This window comes from Ligilactobacillus araffinosus DSM 20653 (assembly GCF_001435375.1).
Taxonomy (GTDB): Bacteria; Bacillota; Bacilli; order Lactobacillales; family Lactobacillaceae; genus Ligilactobacillus; species Ligilactobacillus araffinosus.
In genome coordinates, this window is the sequence record NZ_AYYZ01000021.1 from 1 (window position 1) to 16,803 (window position 16,803).

Annotated in this window: 13 protein-coding genes and 1 tRNA gene; 9 read left to right on the plus strand and 5 right to left on the minus strand. The window is 39.5% G+C overall.

The genetic code is table 11. The features are described 5' to 3' along the window. Positions 1 to 77 precede the first annotated feature (77 nt). Complete coding sequence (locus tag FC64_RS03525; RefSeq protein WP_057906575.1) at positions 78 to 2,027, minus strand: ABC-F family ATP-binding cassette domain-containing protein; 1,950 nt, start codon at positions 2,025 to 2,027, stop codon at positions 78 to 80. 56 nt (positions 2,028 to 2,083) lie between these two features. Continuing rightward, entirely contained in the window at positions 2,084 to 2,719 is a 636-nt protein-coding gene (locus FC64_RS03530; RefSeq protein ID WP_057906576.1) for a CPBP family intramembrane glutamic endopeptidase, read from the minus strand. 194 nt (positions 2,720 to 2,913) lie between these two features. Between FC64_RS03530 and groES the strand changes: the two genes are divergently transcribed. Both groES and groL read left to right on the plus strand, forming a co-directional pair. Then, positions 2,914 to 3,198: a co-chaperone GroES gene (groES, locus tag FC64_RS03535; protein WP_057826757.1), complete on the plus strand. Its 285-nt coding sequence runs from the start codon at positions 2,914 to 2,916 to the stop codon at positions 3,196 to 3,198. Between the two features lie 26 nt (positions 3,199 to 3,224). Further along, positions 3,225 to 4,847 carry a chaperonin GroEL gene (gene groL / locus FC64_RS03540; RefSeq protein ID WP_057906577.1) on the plus strand — a complete coding sequence of 541 codons (1,623 nt, stop codon included), beginning with the start codon at positions 3,225 to 3,227 and terminating at the stop codon, positions 4,845 to 4,847. 60 nt (positions 4,848 to 4,907) lie between these two features. On the opposite strand, the gene FC64_RS03545 is transcribed toward groL, so the two are convergent. After that, entirely contained in the window at positions 4,908 to 5,597 is a 690-nt protein-coding gene (locus tag FC64_RS03545; protein WP_057906578.1) for a YjjG family noncanonical pyrimidine nucleotidase, read from the minus strand. Between the two features lie 176 nt (positions 5,598 to 5,773). Between FC64_RS03545 and FC64_RS03550 the strand changes: the two genes are divergently transcribed. Beyond that, positions 5,774 to 6,871, plus strand: coding sequence for a glycosyltransferase family 4 protein (locus FC64_RS03550; protein ID WP_057906579.1), 1,098 nt, complete (start codon positions 5,774 to 5,776; stop codon positions 6,869 to 6,871). Positions 6,872 to 7,009: 138 nt separating this feature from the next. On the opposite strand, the gene FC64_RS03555 is transcribed toward FC64_RS03550, so the two are convergent. Next, positions 7,010 to 7,648 carry a YigZ family protein gene (locus FC64_RS03555; protein WP_057906580.1) on the minus strand — a complete coding sequence of 213 codons (639 nt, stop codon included), beginning with the start codon at positions 7,646 to 7,648 and terminating at the stop codon, positions 7,010 to 7,012. Between the two features lie 52 nt (positions 7,649 to 7,700). Between FC64_RS03555 and FC64_RS03560 the strand changes: the two genes are divergently transcribed. The 5 genes from FC64_RS03560 (at position 7,701) to glmS (ending at position 15,020) form a co-directional block, all read left to right on the plus strand. Further along, complete coding sequence (locus FC64_RS03560; RefSeq protein WP_057906581.1) at positions 7,701 to 9,032, plus strand: ATP-dependent helicase ComFA; 1,332 nt, start codon at positions 7,701 to 7,703, stop codon at positions 9,030 to 9,032. After that, positions 9,022 to 9,717, plus strand: a complete 696-nt coding sequence (locus FC64_RS03565) for a ComF family protein (protein ID WP_057906582.1) — start codon at positions 9,022 to 9,024, stop codon at positions 9,715 to 9,717. Before FC64_RS03560 ends, FC64_RS03565 begins: the two co-directional genes overlap by 11 nt. 119 nt (positions 9,718 to 9,836) lie before the next feature. Further along, entirely contained in the window at positions 9,837 to 10,385 is a 549-nt protein-coding gene (gene hpf, locus FC64_RS03570; RefSeq protein ID WP_057906583.1) for a ribosome hibernation-promoting factor, HPF/YfiA family, read from the plus strand. A gap of 237 nt (positions 10,386 to 10,622) precedes the next feature. Beyond that, positions 10,623 to 12,986 (plus strand): preprotein translocase subunit SecA, encoded by a 2,364-nt coding sequence (gene secA / locus FC64_RS03575; protein ID WP_057906584.1) that lies wholly within the window; start codon positions 10,623 to 10,625, stop codon positions 12,984 to 12,986. Positions 12,987 to 13,202: 216 nt separating this feature from the next. Continuing rightward, on the plus strand, positions 13,203 to 15,020 hold the full coding sequence (gene glmS / locus FC64_RS03580) for a glutamine--fructose-6-phosphate transaminase (isomerizing) (protein ID WP_057906585.1): 1,818 nt from the start codon (positions 13,203 to 13,205) through the stop codon (positions 15,018 to 15,020). 38 nt (positions 15,021 to 15,058) lie between these two features. Here the strand turns inward: glmS and rpoN are convergent, their stop codons facing one another. Next, positions 15,059 to 16,333 (minus strand): RNA polymerase factor sigma-54, encoded by a 1,275-nt coding sequence (rpoN, locus tag FC64_RS03585; protein ID WP_057906586.1) that lies wholly within the window; start codon positions 16,331 to 16,333, stop codon positions 15,059 to 15,061. A gap of 68 nt (positions 16,334 to 16,401) precedes the next feature. Between rpoN and FC64_RS03590 the strand changes: the two genes are divergently transcribed. Next, a tRNA-Arg gene (locus FC64_RS03590) sits at positions 16,402 to 16,473 on the plus strand. Positions 16,474 to 16,803 lie beyond the last annotated feature (330 nt).

The window sequence follows — 16,803 nt, forward strand, 5'->3', positions numbered from 1 at the left end:
TAAAAAAACACCCCAAATCCTGGATTTATTTTGTCCAAGATTTGGGGTGCATATCATTAGTGAAGTCACTGATTTTTTTAATTTTCAAATTCATCGAGTTCTAGTAATTTTTCTTCCCACTCATCTTCGGTAGCCGAAAGATTAGTTGTTACTTTTTCAAGTTGTTTTTGCAGTTTTTGCATTTTAGCAACATCATTAAAGACTTCTGGATCAGTCATTTGCTGTTCGATCGCTGCCTTTTGATCTTCAAGATCGCCAACTTGATTTTCAAGCTTATCAACAGTTCGCCGGAGTTTTCGTTCCTGTTTTTGCCGTTCCTTGCTTTGTTTATAATTTTGCATTCCGGCTGACGGTTGTTTCGATTGCTCGGCTGAAGCGGTGTTCTCCTTAGCATTCGCTGCAAGCATTTCTAGTTCTTGTTTCTTTTCAACGTAGTAATCGTAGTTCCCAAGATAAAGGGTGCTGCCTTCTGGATTGATCTCGATCACTTCGGTGGCAACTTTATTGATAAAATACCGGTCGTGGGAAACGAAAAGAACGGTTCCGTTAAAATTCAAAAGGGCTTTTTCTAAAACTTCTTTACTTTCGATATCTAAGTGGTTCGTTGGTTCATCAAGAATCAAGAAGTTGTCGTGGCGCATAGCAAGCTTAGTTAACATCAGGCGTGCCTTTTCACCTCCGGAAAGGCTGTGAACCATCTTTTGAACAGCGTTGCCTTGAAAAAGAAAACTTCCTAAAATTGAACGGATATCCTTTTCCGGCGTTGTTGGATGTTCATCCCAAATTTCGTTTAAAACCGTTTTGTTTTCGTGAAGATTTTGCTGTTCCTGATCGTAGTATCCAGGGTGGACATTGGTCCCAAACCGGGCACCGCCTTTAATAAATGGAATTTGTCCTAAGATACTCTTCAGAAGAGTTGATTTTCCAATTCCGTTCGGCCCGACAATGGCAAGAACTTTGTGTTTCCGCAATTCAAAGTTGATCGGTTCGGCAAGGATTTGCTGATCATAGCCGATGGCTCCATCTTCAACTTGAAGAACGATGTCGCCGCTTTCCTGATCGCTGGTAAATTCAAAGTGGGGGCCTTTTTCGTATCCTTCAGGCCGTTCAAGCCGGTCGATCTTGTCAAGTTGCTTGCGTTTGCTTTGAGCCCGTTTAGTGGTTGAAGCCCGGACAATGTTTTTATTAACAAAATCTTCAAGATGACTGATTTCGGCTTGTTGCTTTTCATATGCTTTCCATTGAGCTTTTAACCGGGCATCTTTTTCCTTAATATACTGACTGTAATTGCCGGTATAGTGGCTTGATTGGTGATGACTGATTTCATAAACTTCATCAACGATCCGATCCAAAAAGTACCGGTCATGAGAAACAATCAGCAATGCGCCCGTATAATTTTGGATGTAACTTTCAAGCCAGGTAAGGGTGTCAATGTCCAGGTGGTTTGTTGGTTCGTCTAAGATCAAGAGGTCGCGTTTTTCAAGCAAAAGTTTGGCAAGCGCTAGCCGAGTTTTTTGACCGCCTGAAAGCGAACTGATGGGCCGGTCAAAGTCAGGGCCTTCAAAACCTAGTCCATGTAAGACGGCCTTGATTTCATTTTCATAGCCATAACCGTTTTGTTCTTTAAAGTCGTGCATTAGCTGGTCATAATTTTTCAAAAGTTGCTGGTAAGCTGCCGATTCAGAATCAGCATTCGGATCAGCAATTTTGCTTTCAAGTTGATGGATTTGGTTTTCCATTTCAATTAATGGTCGAAAAACACTTTCCATTTCATCGTAAATTTTTCGATCAGATTCTAACCCGGTATTCTGAGCAAGATAGCCGATTGAAAGTCCCTTTTTCTTTATGATTTGACCTTCACTCGGTTCTTGTTCACCGATAATCATTTTGATCAAAGTTGATTTTCCGGCACCATTCCGGCCAACAAGGGCAATTCGAGAATGGTCCTGAATATCAAGATTAACGTCTTCGAATAAAACATCCGCTCCAAAGTGGCGTGCGACGTGTTGTGCTTGAAGAAGGAGCAAAATGTCACCTGCTTTCTAAAAAGTCCTGTTCCCTATTTTATCACGTCAAATTCTTTTTAGTGAATTCCCCATAGAAGAAGGGTAATTAAATTCAATCCGGCATGGGCAATCATTGCTGCCCGAATGTCATGCGCCTTATAATAGATGAATTCAAAAATACATCCCATAACAAAGTATGTGAGAAAGTGGCTATCATGGTGGGCAATCACAAAGAGAAAACTTGAAATGATTGCGGCAATCCACGGCTTAAAATAGTAAGTTAAGTTTCCAAAGAAAACTTTTCTAAAAATTAATTCTTCAACAATTGGGGTGGTAATCACAATATCAAGTAGGTAAATTGGCGAATGCCGAAAAATAGTAATCAAGGCATTCGTATTTTGCGAAATTAGTGATTGATGAAAAAGAACGTGGACAAGCGTTAAGGTTACCGCCTGACCTAAAATAATCAGCAATGCGCCGCTTAATCCCCATAAAATGATTTTTTTAAGGTTGGATCGTTTTTCTTCAATAGTATTTTGATAACTATATTTTTGATTTAGTTTCCAAATAATCAACGCCCCCAGCAAACCGATGACGGTTAAAACGGGATAAAGCATTTGGGTTCCCCAGCAAATTTTTTGCGCAAGCATTTGGGCAATCATTAAGGCTAAGTAGCCAATTAAAATTGAGAGTGAATTCTTCTCAATTGCCATGAGTTCAACTTCTTTCGTTATTGTGAATTTACTTGTATTGTAGCATGTTTCAGCCATCATCAAAAATTAAATTAGCACTCTCAAGGTTCGAGTGATAAAAAATCCTTGCTTTTTAGAAACAAAGCGTATATAGTAATAATTGTAATCAGTTAGCACTTAGAACTATCGAGTGCTAAAAAATGGAGGGATTTATTGTGCTTAAACCATTAGGAGACCGTGTAGTCTTAAAAGTTGAAAAAGAAAAAGAAGAAACAGTTGGCGGAATCGTTTTAGCAAGCAATGCTAAGGAAAAGCCACAAACCGGAAAAGTAATCGCAGTTGGCGATGGCAAGATGTTAGATAACGGTCAAAAGGCTGTTCCTAGTGTAAAAGTTGACGATAAAGTCTTATTTGATAAATATGCAGGTACTGAAGTTAAGTACGATGGTGAAGATTATTTAATTGTCCGTGATAGTGACATCATGGCAATCGTAGACTAATTAAATTTACTCAGAGGTGATATTTCATGGCAAAGGAAATTAAGTTTTCAGAAGATGCACGTGCAAAGATGCTTTCAGGTGTTGATAAATTAGCTAATACAGTTAAATCAACAATTGGCCCTAAAGGTCGCAACGTTGTTTTGGAACAATCATACGGTGCTCCAACAATTACAAATGATGGGGTTACAATTGCTAAGGCAATCGAATTAGAAGACCACTTTGAAAATATGGGTGCTAAGTTAGTTGCTGAAGTTGCTTCAAAGACAAATGATATTGCTGGTGACGGAACAACAACTGCTACGGTATTGACTCAAGCAATCGTAAACGAAGGAATGAAGAATGTTACAGCTGGTGCTAACCCTGTTGGAATCCGGAAAGGAATCGAAAAGGCAACCAAGACAGCCGTTGATTCATTACACAAGATGTCACACAAGGTTGAATCAAAGAGTGATATCCAACAAATCGCTTCGATTTCAGCTGCCAACGAAGAAGTCGGCAAGTTCATTGCTGATGCGATGGAAAAAGTTGGTAACGATGGGGTAATTACCGTTGAAGAATCAAAAGGAATTGATACTTCATTAGATGTTGTTGAAGGAATGCAATTTGATCGCGGTTACTTATCACAATACATGGTAACTGATGAAGACAAGATGGAAGCCGACTTAGATAACCCTTACATCTTGATCACTGACAAGAAGATTTCAAATGTCCAAGAAGTCTTACCATTATTGCAATCAGTTGTTCAACAAGGTCGTCCATTGTTGATCATCGCTGACGATGTTGATGGTGAAGCATTACCAACGCTTGTATTGAACAAGATTCGGGGAACATTCAACGTTGTTGCCGTTAAGGCTCCTGGCTTTGGTGATCGTCGGAAAGAAATGCTTCAAGATATCGCTATTTTAACAGGTGGTACCGTAATTACAGATGACCTTGGTTTACAATTGAAAGACACAACCATCGATCAATTAGGTTCAGCTGCTAAGGTAACTGTTACAAAAGAAAACACAACAATTGTTGAAGGTTCAGGTGACAAGGACAAGATCGAAGAACGGGTTGCCCAAATCAAGAAGCAAATTGCTGAAACAACATCTGACTTTGATAAAGAAAAGATGCAAGAACGGTTAGCTAAATTAGCTGGTGGAGTTGCTGTAATCAAGGTTGGTGCCGCAACCGAAACCGAATTGAAGGAACAAAAGTATCGGATTGAAGATGCTTTGAACGCTACTCGTGCAGCCGTTGAAGAAGGCTTCGTTCCTGGTGGTGGTACAGCGTTAGTAAATACCATCAAAGATGTTGCTGCATTGAAAGAAGAAGGCGACGTTCAAACTGGAGTCAACATTGTAAAACGTGCTTTGGAAGAACCAGTTCGTCAAATTGCTGAAAACGCAGGTCTTGAAGGTTCTGTAATTGTTGAAAAACTTAAAGAACAAAAAGACGGTGTTGGTTACAACGCAGCCGCAGATAAATGGGAAGATATGGTTGAAGCTGGAATTGTTGACCCAACAAAGGTTACACGTTCAGCTCTTCAAAATGCCGCATCTGTATCAGCATTGTTATTAACAACTGAAGCAGTTGTTGCTGACAAGCCAGAAGAAAAGAAGGATGCTCCACAACAACAAGACGCTGGCATGGGCGGTATGATGTAAAATGTGGTAATTTGAAATAAAAACAGTGTGATTAAAAAATCACACTGTTTTTTTGTTTACTTAAATGAGCTTCTTAATTTGTAACAAGTCATCAATTTCATAAGTTGGTTGGGTTGATGATGAATTGTCAAGGTGTTGCGGATTAAACCATACCGTGTCGATGTTGGCATTGTTCCCGCCTTGAATATCAGATGTAAGTGAGTCGCCAATCATCAATGTTCGGTGAGTATTGAAGTTTTCAAGATGATTTTCAATGTAATTATAAAATCCGATGTTAGGTTTGTTGATTCCAATTTCTTGGGAAACGAAAATTTGATCAAAATAATTCATAATTTCAGCTTCCTTGAGACGCTTATATTGAGTTTGCGGAACACCATTAGTAGCAATTTCCAGCCGAATTGCCGGATTTTGTTTGAGAAGTTGAAGCAGTTCAGCAGCATGTGGCATTAAATCATGCCCGTCGCTTAAGTAGTTAATGTACCGTTCGTTTAAGTTTAGATCAGTTACATCACGATTAAAATTCTCTTTAAAGAAAACGCTAAACCGGGTAGCGAGTAATTCATCACGGGTGATTTCATTGCGTTCTAGTTTTTGCCAGAGACTTTTGTTGTAGTTTGAATATTTTTGATGGAGTTCATCGGTTAATTCAATTCCGACGAAATCAAAAAGGCGCTTTAAAGCTTGGCTTTCATCGGCTTCAAAATCAAGTAATGTATTGTCGATGTCGAAAAGCAAGGTATCATATTGCATAAAAATTCCTTCTTTCTCTTTCATGTATCGTATCATATTGAATTTTAAACGTGAATTTAATTTGAAAATTAAGATGTGATTTTCAATATTCATCCCCCTTGGTAAGTTAAATATGATATGATATCAGTTAGTATCGTGCTAGATTGCGGATACAGATAACAGAAAGAGGACATCCTATGTATAAAATTTTTGCGTCGATTTTCGCAACAATTTTGATTTCTGCATTGCTTGTTCCGGTAGTGCGTCAACTTGCATTTCGTGTTGGGGCGGTTGATAAGCCGAATGCACGCCGGGTAAATAAGAAAACGATGCCGACAATGGGTGGCTTAGCAATTTTTATTGCGTTTAACTTTACGAACTTTGTTTTATTGCATGGCCAATACCCAATGCGGATGATGATTGCGCTGTTTATTGCGCAATGCATTGTATTGATTACAGGAATTATTGATGACATTTATGAATTAAAACCATTTCAAAAACTGATTGGATTAACAACGGCAGCCTTGGTCGTTTACTATGTTGCCCATGTCCGAATGACAACGCTGACGATTCCGTTTGCTGGAACGGTCAAGCTTGGACTGTTGAGCTTGCCGATTACGTTGGTTTGGATCTTGGCAATTACAAATGCAATCAATCTGATCGATGGTCTTGATGGATTGGCAACGGGGATTGCAATCATCGCCCTTACAACAAGTGCGTTGACGGGGTATTTCTTTTTAAACGTTACGAATACGTTTATTTCGCTGATGATTGCAACATTGGTAGCTGCGTTGATTGGTTTTTTACCATATAACTTCCACCCCGCAACGATTTATCTTGGAGATACCGGATCGTTATTTATCGGCTTTATGATTTCGGTGTTTGCGTTATTTGGATTAAAAAATGCAACGTTTATTTCGATCATTATCCCGGTAATTATTTTGGGAGTTCCAATTACAGATACGGTTTTTGCGATTATTCGACGGGCATTAAATAAGAAACCAATTATGAAACCTGATAAGCACCATTTGCATCACCGGTTGATGCAGATGGGATTATCGCACCGGCAAACAGTACTGGTAATTTATGGAATTGCGTTGATTTTCTCGTTTATTTCATTACTCTATCCAATTTCAAATATTTTTGGTTCACTGTTGCTGACAATTGCAACGCTGCTTGGACTTGAAATTTTTGTTGAGTTAATTGGATTGGTTGGCGGAAATCACCAACCGCTTTTGAATTTGATCAAACGGATTGTATTAAAATCAAGCGAACATAAAAACGGTAAGGAATAGAAGGGATGACAAAACAGTAAAAACGAGCGTGGTGGAAGTAAAAAAGCGAACGAATCGTGCGAAGGCTTTGGAACACCACATAGTTTGTTTTAGACGGATATAGCAACGAGGTTGCGACTTATGTCACAACCTCGTTTTTTATTTTTCAACCGGTTGATCAGCATAACTTTCTTTGCCGATGACAAATGATAATTGAACGCCGAGAAAGTTTTGAAGGGCATCTTCAAAGTGATCGATTTCAGCATGCGGAAGCAAAACGGTCAGGGTAATTTTCGCCGCATAGTCAGTTGAAGCAAGCTGAACATTGTGCTGCTCTAAATAATACTTAACCTTTTCAAAGTTAGAATATTCAACTTGAAATTGAACTTCATTCATTCCGATGCGCTCAACGACTCCAATTTGGCGAATTGCTTCGACCGTTGTGCCGTTATATGCACGGATCAGTCCGCCTGTTCCCAATTTGATCCCGCCAAAGTATCGGGTAACGACTGCAACCACGTTGTGCAAATGGTTCTGTTTGAGCGCATTTAAAATTGGAACGCCGGCAGTTCCGGATGGCTCGCCGTTATCGCTTGCTCGTTGAATCTGATCGTTTAAGCCAACTATAAATGCAAAGCAATTATGGCGGGCTTTATTATGGTGGTTTGAAACTTGATCGATAAAATCAAGTGCTTCTTTTTCTGATTGACAGCGGGCAATTGAGCAGATAAATTCTGATTTTTTGATGATTTGTGAGAAATTTCCTGGTTGACGAATTGTGCGATAATTTTCTTTCATAATTACTCCAAAATGATCAAGCTTTTGCGTAGTTATTAGTGGAGGGATGAAAATGGAGATTTCCCAATTATACGGTCGTCAAGTAACCGACCGTCAACTAACGCCTGATGACATTATACAATTAAATTTAACTGGTGAGAATGCGCTTTTAAAATCTGGAATCACCGTGTTTTGCCGAAGATGTTCAGGGCGAACACCGCTTGCTCAGGCAATGTTGCCGACCGGTGATTACTATTGCCGGAATTGTATTCAATTTGGCCGGCTAACGAGTCAAAGTAAGCTTTATCGAATCAAAGAGCCGAATCAGTTTGAAATTCCAGTTGAAATTTTAACATGGAAGGGGACGCTTTCACCGTTTCAAGCAAAATGCGCTCAGCAACTAATTGAAAAGGTTGTCCAACATCAGAACCATTTAGTGTGGGCGGTTACCGGTGCGGGGAAAACCGAGATGTTGTTTCCAATGCTAACGGAAAGCATTCGCCGGGGAAAAAGGATTGCGATTGCATCACCGCGAATTGATGTTTGTAACGAATTATTCCCGCGAATCCAAGCAGCATTTGCGAACGTTGATTGTTTGCTGCTTCACGGCCAAGCAAATCAGTATTTTTATTCGCAACTAACGGTGTGTACGACTCACCAATTAATGAAGTTTTACCATGCATTTGATGTTTTGATCATTGATAAAGTCGATTCTTTTCCATATGTAAATAATTTAAGCCTTGCAGCCGGGGCAAAGAATGCGTGTAAGGAAAACGGCGTGATGCTTTATTTAACGGCAACGCCAGATGAGAATTCATTAAAAATGATTCGAAAGCGCCAACTAACACTAGATTATCTTCCACTACGTTTTCATCAACATCATCTTCCTGAAATTAAATTTATGGTTGAGCGGCAAATGGGCCGGCAAGTTGATCAACAAAAGTTGTCATTTAAGCTTCGGAAAATTATCTTAAAATGGGCTGCGCAGCAAACGCCATTTTTGATTTTTGTTCCACGGGTAAAACTGCTTGCCCCGCTTTATGAAGCGGTGCAAAAGGTTGTTCCTTCAACGGTGACTGGGAATACGGTCCACGCCAATGATCCGCAACGACTCGAAAAGGTGCAACGGTTGCGGGATGGGGAATATCGGTATTTGGTAACGACGACGATTTTAGAACGTGGCGTGACATTTAAAAATTTGGATTTAATGGTTTGGGATGCCAACGATTCGAATTTTTCGCGGTCATCTTTGGTCCAAATTGCCGGACGGGTCGGACGCAGTCGGGAGCGTCCAACCGGAGATGTTTATTTCATAATTGGACATTATTCTTTAAAAGTTCAGCAAGCCGCGGGACAGATTAAAAAGTTGAACCGAAAGGCGGCTAAATTACTTCATGAATCGTAAATGTTTATTATGCGGGCGAGATTTGGATTATTCGTTAAGCCTTGCGTGGATTTTTTCATCCGATCCGTTTAAAGAAAAATTTATTTGTGATGATTGTCAAATCCGTTTCCAGCGAATCGATGGTCCTACTTGTAAGGGATGCGGCCGGATGTGTGCTTCACGGTATTGTTCAGATTGTGTTCGGTGGCAAAAGATGGGGAAAACACTTTTGAATAATCAAGCATTATATTGTTATCACAATGAGGCAATGCGGGATTATTTTGAACAGTATAAATTTGCGGGCGATTATTATTTACGAAAGGTTTTTCAAGCCGAATTTCAGCAGTTTATTCGGCAAAAATATCCGCAGCGAAAGTGGAAATATTGTATTATTCCAGTGGATTGGCAAACCAAGATTAGCGAACGCGGGTTTAATCAGGTAGAGGGATTAGCCGCGAAGTTGAAAACTGAACAGTGGTTGGTAATGGATGATGCCCGGCATCGAATCAAGCAGTCGCATAAGAATCGGGCAGAACGAATGCAAACACCACAGCCATTTATTTTGAAATCGCCGGCGAAGATCAAGAACCAATCTGTAGTATTGATCGATGATATTTATACAACGGGACGGACGCTTTATCATGCGCAAGCTTTATTATTAGACGCCGGTGCAACTGAGGTTCGGTCAGTTACCCTTGCACGTTAAAATTTATTTAAATGAATGCAATTAATTGTTAATTAAAGCGTTTTCGGATATAATAAACAGTGAAGAGATGAGAGATCTCTTTTGAGTAGTGATACTCAGTTGCGAAAGGAGAAATTATTATGTTAAAGGTTAACGTTCGCGGGGAAAATATTGAAGTAACATCGGCAATTCGGGATTATATTGAAAAGAAAGTTTCCAAATTAGAAAAGTATTTGGATCAAAATATCAATGCAACGGCACATGTTAATTTAAAGACATATCCAGATAAGACAGCAAAAGTGGAAGTTACAATTCCGCTCCCGTACTTAGTATTGCGGGCAGAAGAAACGTCAACCGACATGTACGGTAGCATTGATTTAGTGACTGATAAATTGATCCGGCAAATCCGGAAACACAAGACCAAGGTTAACCGCAAGTCACGTGAAAAGGGCTTTGATCATGCTGACTTTATTAACGAGGTCGAAGGCGAAGCTGATGAAAAGAAAATTGAAATCGTAAGAACAAAGAACATTGCCGTTAAACCAATGGACAGTGAAGAAGCTGTTTTACAAATGGAAATGTTGGGGCATAACTTCTTTATTTACAAAGATGCTGAAAATGATGATATTAACATTGTTTACCGGCGGCGTGATGGTCGGTATGGCTTGATTGATATTAATGAAGAATAATTAATTAAGAATTAAATCGGAATTACGGTAAAGTGGGCATTACCGTGGGAGAGGCTGCGCTAGATTGGTGCGGCCTTTTTTTGATGTTAACGGGAAAATAGTTAAATTTTTTAATTAATTTTTCATAAAAGGGAAGAAACGCTTTTTTAGCGGTTTGAAAAGCCATTGAAAAATGATATTATTAAACTTGGTATATTTTTCAATTAACCAAATGAAAACTTTAGAAGGGAATCAGATATGGTTAATATTCTTAAAAAATGGGTTGAAAGTGATAAACGTGAAATCAAACGCTTAAATAAAATTGCAAATAAGGTTGAAAGCTATGCGGACCAAATGGCCAAGCTTTCAGATGAAGAATTAAAAGCTCAAACACCAAAATTTAAAGAAAGATATCAAAACGGCGAAACATTGGATGATTTGCTTCCAGAAGCATTTGCCGCTGCTCGTGAAGGTGCTAAGCGTGTCTTGGGCTTATACCCATACCACGTTCAAATTTTAGGTGGAATCGTTCTTCATGAAGGTAACATCGCTGAAATGAAAACCGGTGAAGGGAAGACTTTGACGGCTACCATGCCAGTTTACTTGAATGCTCTTTCAGGTAAAGGGGTTCACGTTGTTACGGTTAACGAATACCTTTCAGAACGTGATGCCACTGAAATGGGTGAATTATATAAATGGCTTGGATTAACGGTTGGATTAAACGTTTCAAGCAAATCACCAGAAGAAAAACGTGAAGCATACAATGCTGACATCACATATTCAACAAACAGCGAACTTGGATTCGACTATTTGCGGGATAACATGGTTGTTTATAAAGAAGATATGGTTCAACGGCCATTGAACTACGTTATCGTCGACGAAGTAGACTCGATTTTGATCGATGAAGCACGGACACCATTGATTATTTCTGGTCAAGCAACGGGTTCAACATCATTGTATGTTCGGACAGACCGGTTTGCGAAGACATTGACTGAAGATGAAGACTATAACATTGATCTTGAATCAAAGACAGTCTCATTGACTGAAGAAGGAATTCAAAAGGCTGAAAAGTATTTTGGATTAACGAACTTGTTTGATCCGGACAATACAGCATTGAATCACCATTTGGACAATGCTTTGCGGGCAAACTACATTATGTTGCGGGATAAAGATTATGTTGTCCAAAAGGGTGAAGTTTTGATCGTTGATCAATTCACCGGACGTGTAATGGATGGCCGACGTTACTCAGATGGATTGCACCAAGCCATTGAAGCCAAGGAACACGTTGAAATTCAAGAAGAAACGAAGACCATGGCTAACATCACGTACCAGAACTTTTTCCGGATGTACAGTAAGTTAGCCGGAATGACCGGGACAGCAAAAACAGAAGAAGAAGAATTCCGTGAAATCTACAACATGCAAGTTATTACGATTCCAACTAATAAACCAGTTATTCGGGATGATCGTCCAGACTTGTTGTATCCAACATTGAAGAGTAAATTCAATGCGGTTGCCGATGACATTGAACGGCGGCATAAGGCTGGCCAACCAGTCTTAGTCGGAACGGTTGCGGTTGAAACGTCTGAATATCTTTCACAGTTGCTTGATAAACGCGGTATTCCGCACGCTGTTTTGAACGCGAAGAACCACGCTAAGGAAGCTGAAATCGTTGCCAATGCTGGTCAACGCGGCGCAGTTACAATTGCGACAAACATGGCTGGCCGTGGGACTGATATTAAGTTAGGACCTGGTGTGCGTGACTTAGGCGGTCTTGCAGTTATCGGAACTGAACGGCATGAATCGCGGCGGATCGATAACCAGTTGCGGGGACGTTCAGGCCGTCAAGGTGATCCAGGCTTGTCACAATTCTATCTTTCACTTGAAGATGACTTGATGCTTCGGTTCGGTTCAGATAAGATTAAAGACCTGCTTGAAAGTATGAAGGTTGCCGATGACGAAGCGGTTATTCAGTCAAAGATGATCACAAAACAAGTTGAATCAGCTCAAAAGCGGGTTGAAGGGAATAACTACGATACCCGGAAACAAGTTCTTCAATACGATGATGTGATGCGGGCTCAACGTGAAGTCATTTACAAACAACGTCAAGAAGTCATTCTTGAAGATAAGAGTTTGAAAGACGTTATTATGCCAATGATTCGTCGCACGGTTAAACATGCCGTTGAAGTTCGGACTCAAGGTGACAAGTCTGAATGGGACTTAGATGGGTTAGTTGAATTTGCAGAAGCTAACATGGTTAAGGAAGGTAGCATCACAGTTAACGATTTTGCTGGCAAGACGCCGGAAGAAATCCAAGACTACTTGATGGACCTTGCAGAAGAAAACTATCAAGGCAAGGCAAAACAATTGAACGATCCAGCTCAAATGCTTGAATTTGAAAAGGTTGTTATCTTGCGGGTCGTTGATGACCACTGGACAAACCACATTGATGAAATGGACCAATTGCGGCAATCAATTGGATTGCGGGGATATGGTCAATTGAATCCGTTAGTTGAATACCAAGCAGATGGTTATGAAATGTTTGAACGGATGGTTGCTGATATTGAAGCTGATGTTACAAAATTGTTCTTGAAGGCTGAAATTCGACAAAACATTCGGCGGTAATAACCAATTGAATGCTAAGAGGATGCGACGAAGGTCACATCCTCTTTTTTAGTTCTTTTTCGATATTGGTATAGTCCTATACCAATGATTAGCTTTTATGTTTGACATTTAGTGAAAACACGGATATATTATTAGTTGCGTTGGTTAATATTACTTTTGATTAATCTATACCAATTATAAGAAGCTAAAATTGATAAACAGGAAGAGGATAACATTATGTGTGGAATTGTCGGTGAAGTTGGAAATGATAATGCAGTTGAATTATTGATCCATGGATTAACCAAACTAGAATATCGAGGATATGATTCAGCTGGAATTTACGTTAATGATGAAAAAGGAAATGATTATTTAGTTAAAACGAAGGGCCGTATCTCAGAACTTGAAAAGAAGATTGGCGATGATGTTCATGGAACGATCGGGATTGCTCATACACGGTGGGCAACGCACGGAATACCGAGCGAAGCTAATGCCCATCCGCATGTTTCAGAAGACGGTCGTTTTTACCTTGTTCACAATGGAGTAATTACAAACTTTAAAGAATTGAAGGAAGAATATCTTCAAGGAGTTAAGTTTGTTGGCGAAACTGATTCTGAAGTGATCGTTCAATTAGTTGGTCATTTTGCTAAGGAAGGTATGTCAACGCTTGAAGCATTCAAGAAGACAATCAGCGTTTTAGATGATGGTTCAACTTACGGAATTTTGATGATTGACCGTGAAAATCCGGAAACGTTATACATCGCCAAGAAAAAGAGTCCATTATTGATTGGGGTTTGCGACGGTTTCAACGTTGTCTGTTCAGACGCAATGGCAATGTTAAACGTTACGCATGATTTCATTGAATTGCATGATGGTGAAATCGTTGAATTAACTGCAAACGAAATTAAGATTCAAGATGCTAACGGCCAACCAGTTGAACGGAAGACATTCCATGTTGATGAAGATGCAAGTGCTTCAGAAAAAGGCGCTTATGAACACTTTATGTTGAAGGAAATTGATGAACAACCAGCAGTAATGCACAAGTTAGTTCAAGAATACACAAATGAAGACGGCTCAATGAAAATCGATCAAGATTTGATCAATGCGATTGAAGATGCCGATCGGCTTTATATCGTCGCTGCCGGAACAAGTTACCATGCTGGCTTGGTTGGGCATGAATTGTTTGAAAAATTTGCCAAGATTCCAACCGAAGTCCACGTTGCTTCTGAATTTGCTTACAACCAACCATTGTTATCCAAGAAGCCATTCTTCATCTTCTTGACTCAAAGTGGTGAAACCGCAGATAGTCACCAAGTTTTAACCCAAGTTAATGAAGCTGGTTATCCAAGCTTGACGATCACTAACGTTGCTAACTCAACGTTGTCACGGGAAGCAACGTATACCTTATTATTGTATGCTGGCCCAGAAATTGCGGTTGCTTCAACTAAGGCGTACACTGCTCAAATTGCAGTTGAAGCTTTATTAGCAAAAGCTCTTGGAGTTGATATGGGATACCAAGAAGCTAAAGACTTTGATGTGCGGAAGGAATTATCAATTGTTGCAAACGGAATGCAAGAATTGGTTGATGAAAAGCACGATATTGAAAAGCTTGCTCAAAAGTATCTTGCAAAAGCTCGGAACGCATTTTACATTGGACGGGCAATCGATTATGATACGGCAATTGAAGCAGCATTGAAGCTGAAAGAAGTTTCATACATTCAAACAGAAGGCTTTGCTGCTGGCGAGTTGAAACACGGGACGATTGCTTTGATTGAAGAAGGAACACCGGTAATTTCAATTATCACTGATCATACAATTGCATCACATACCCGGAGTAACGAAGAAGAAGTTGTTGCGCGGGGCGCAAACGTTATTTCAATTGTTTCAAAGGATTTAGCAAAGGATACCGACCAAATTGTCTTGCCAACGGTTCACCCGTTATTAACATCATTGGTTGCAATTATTCCAGCTCAATTACTTGCTTACTATGCAAGTGAACAACGCGGATATGATGTTGATAAGCCACGGAACCTTGCAAAGAGTGTAACGGTTGAATAGTAAAAAACATCATTGGCTTTTTCGCCAATGATGTTTTTTTATCGCTTTCGTTTACTTGATGATGGAATTCCAAGTTGTGAACGGTACTTTGCGACTGTTCGTCGTGAGATTTTGATTTCTTTATCCGTTAAAAGATCGACAATTTTTTGATCAGAAAGCGGATGGTGCGGATCTTCGTTCGCAACTAATTTTTGAATCATTCGTTGAACTGAATCGGTACTCAATTTTTGATCAGCCGCATAACGGGCAGCAGTCGTAAAGAAGGATTTCAGTTCATATGTTCCAAAATCGGCTTTTAAATATTTACCGTTAACTGCTCGACTAATGGTTGATTCATGAAGTTGAAGTTGATGAGCGATATCACGCAAAAGTAACGGTTTGAGCGGATGCGTGGGATCCGTAAAGAATTCTTGCTGACGGGCAATAATTGCTTGTCCCACCAATAAAATCGTTTTTTCACGCTGATTAATCTGGCTATCGAGCTGATCATATTCCCGCTTTTTCTGGGTAACAAAGGATTGAACGGCAGGATCATCTGACTGGTTCATTTCCTCAAAATACTCTTGATTGAATGTTAATTGCGGCAGCGCATGTTTGGTTAGTGTAACCGTAGGAATCCCGTTATTTACCGTAACTTTCAGGTCAGGATAGATGTATTCCGGATCGGGATGTTGGTAGCCTAATCCCGGAGCAGGGGAAAGAGTCTGAACATATTGTAAAATGGCAACCGCATCATCTTCGGTAATTGAGTATTTAATTGCAATCTGATTCCAATTTTTATTTACGAGTTGTTCGAAGTCATTTTGTAAAATTGAAGCTGCAAACTGCGGCGCATCAGGATCAAGTTCAGCTTGAAGTAAGAGACATTCTTGCAGATTGCGGGCACCGATTCCGGGCGGATCGAGCTGATGTAAAAGGGTGAGCGCATCAGCAACTAACATTGGATCAAATTTTTGTTCATGGATCATTTGATCAACGTCAAGTTTCAAATAACCATTATCATCAAGATTTTCAATAAAGTAGATCACCAACGTTCGAATTGGGGTATTCCGCATCGTGAGATGAACCTGGTCAAGCAGGTAATCATCAAGCGATGGCTGCCGGTTGGAAATTAAGTTGGTGAAATCAACCGTTTCAGAATTTTGAGAATGTGAATCATGAACTTCGATAAATGGATTTTCGAGTTCACGTTGCTTGATCAGTTTTGTAAGTTCTTCGTTAGTCGATTTTAAAATTTTGATTGATTGCTGCATTTGCTGCGTCATTGCAAGCTTTTGCAGCTGTTTTTGTTTCAGATTTTGCGAAATTTCCATTTTTTTCCTCACAGATTGAAAATAGTTGTTGCAATTTTATAGTGAATAGGTTAGTATAATAAAGTAATGCGCCGATAGTGTAATGGATCGCACACAAGATTCCGGTTCTTGTAATCTGGGTTCGACTCCCAGTTGGCGCATTCGTCAAGAGGTTCAAGGTTTGAACCTCTTTTTTTGTACTCATAAAAATAAAAATTATTAGCAATATAATCTATTCAAATTTTTTATACGCATAAATATTGTACACGCTTTACTAAGAGAATAAAAGCTTTGAGCGAAAACGTTTTACAGGGATAATAAATATTTAGTCTCTTATAAGATGAATATGCTTGCATACGTTTATTTTTACTGATATAATTCAAGAGTGTTGAGGGTTATTAAGGATTCTTAATTTCCTTTAAGTATAAATTTACCTTTTAGGAGGAATATTAATATGACTACAAAAGTAGGTATTAATGGTTTTGGTCGTA